The following is a 1,538-nucleotide window of genomic DNA, read 5'->3' as shown; positions in this document are numbered from 1 at the left end:
AGCGACCATAAGACCAGAACAGAGTGAATCTGTTAAGGCAGGTGCGGAACCCCGCAAGGGAAAGAAGCAGAAACCTAAATCGTGAGGTTTGGGAATCACCGTCCGTTTACGGCGGTGAGGATGTCAACTATGGATTCTCCCGCCTTGAGATAGTCCAGAAGCGTTTGAACAGGAACTCTAGTACCGGTAAAGACTGGAGTGCCACCCATAATCTCTGGAGATGCGCTAATGATTGAGGAGTCCCTAAGCATAAGTCTTTGACCTCTGGGTTCTATATTGATAGTCTATCAATTCTTTCTGCCCAGAGTAGTTCCAAGTCAGGTAAACGGCGCGGTCTAACGTTAGATAGTGGGACAGGCTTCTGGTTCTTTGTATTTTATCTTTAATCGTAACCGGCTACTTAGCTAAAATAACTATTGCAAGAGTGCCTTTTGCCTGTTGCCTGTTGCCTTCTAACTGATAACTGATAAACCATGTGGACTCAAATTGCCCGACATATTACCCAAACCACGGAAAAACCTTTTGAAATTGAGAAAAGTCATCCCGTTAGTGGTGGCTGCATCAATCAGGGTTATGCGGTCAGTGGCAATGGTTTAATTTATTTCGTTAAGATTAACCAAGCGAACCAAGAGGCCATGTTTGCGGCCGAAGCTTTAGGATTAAAGCAAATTCACGCTACCAAGACTATCAGGGTTCCGGAGCCAATTTGTTGGGGAATTGCCGAGAAATCTAGTTATTTAGTGCTAGAGTGGTTAGAATTCGGCGGTGGCAATAGCCAAAGCTGGGAAAAAATGGGGCAAAATTTAGCTCGTTTACATCAAGTTTCCCTGTCCGATCGCTTTGGTTGGCAGTGTAATAATACCATTGGTTCTACTCCCCAGATTAATACCATTAGTAACAATTGGGCGGATTTTTTCGCTCATCAGCGTATTGGCTATCAATTAAGACTTGCGAAGGAGCGAGGCGGCAATTTTCCCGACGAGGATCAAGTTATTCCCGCTATTAGCGAGATTTTGAGTCAGCATCAACCCCATCCCTCCCTCGTCCACGGTGATTTGTGGTCGGGAAACGCGGCAATTACCGTCGATGGGGAACCAGTAATTTTAGACCCGGCCACCTATTGGGGAGACCGGGAGGTAGATTTAGCCATGACGGAACTTTTTGGCGGTTTTCCGGCGGCTTTTTATCGGGGTTATAACGATGTTTTCCCCCTCGATGCTGGTTATCAAAAGCGCAAAACTCTTTACAATCTCTACCATATTCTCAACCACTTTAATTTATTTGGTGGTGGTTACGCTTCCCAGGCCAATCGGATGTTACAGGAAATTCTTTAAGGGTTTGACTTGTGAATCTTTACCGAGGATAAATTATGTCTGTTCGAGAAACTACTGTGATGAAAACTCCAGAGACAAAAGTATGGACTGATGCAGAGTTTATGGCGTTACCTGACGATGGTAATCGTTACGAATTAGTCAAGGGAGAGTTAATTAGGGTTTGCTGAAAAAGTTTTTCCTAGGGGCAGGGTGTAGGGTGTGGGG

General features: G+C 45.0%; 2 protein-coding genes and 1 pseudogene. 2 read left to right on the top strand and 1 reads right to left on the bottom strand.

Features of this window, described 5'->3' with window-relative positions; translation table 11 throughout:
• Positions 1–116: 116 nt before the first annotated feature.
• Positions 117–251, bottom strand: a pseudogene (locus tag IQ242_RS24500) (DUF433 domain-containing protein); the annotation flags it as partial.
• Positions 252–473: 222 nt separating this feature from the next.
• Here IQ242_RS24500 and IQ242_RS24495 point away from each other — a divergent pair.
• Positions 474–1,334 (top strand): fructosamine kinase family protein, encoded by an 861-nt coding sequence (locus IQ242_RS24495; RefSeq protein ID WP_193961742.1) that lies wholly within the window; start codon positions 474–476, stop codon positions 1,332–1,334.
• Between the two features lie 35 nt (positions 1,335–1,369).
• Complete coding sequence (locus tag IQ242_RS26850; protein ID WP_255520723.1) at positions 1,370–1,501, top strand: hypothetical protein; 132 nt, start codon at positions 1,370–1,372, stop codon at positions 1,499–1,501.
• The last annotated feature ends 37 nt before the right edge of the window (positions 1,502–1,538 follow it).

The sequence above is a fragment of the Microcystis sp. LEGE 08355 genome (genome assembly GCF_015207185.1).
GTDB classification, from domain to species: Bacteria; Cyanobacteriota; Cyanobacteriia; order Cyanobacteriales; family Microcystaceae; genus Microcystis; species Microcystis panniformis.
The sequence above is the reverse complement of the archived record's forward strand: the minus strand, read 5'-3'. Positions and strand labels throughout refer to the sequence as shown.

Coding starts and splice junctions, on each gene's coding strand:
- IQ242_RS24495 (WP_193961742.1), top strand. CDS start 474: ATGTGGACTCAAATTGCCCGACATATTACCCAAACCACGGAAAAACCT.
- IQ242_RS26850 (WP_255520723.1), top strand. CDS start 1,370: ATGTCTGTTCGAGAAACTACTGTGATGAAAACTCCAGAGACAAAAGTA.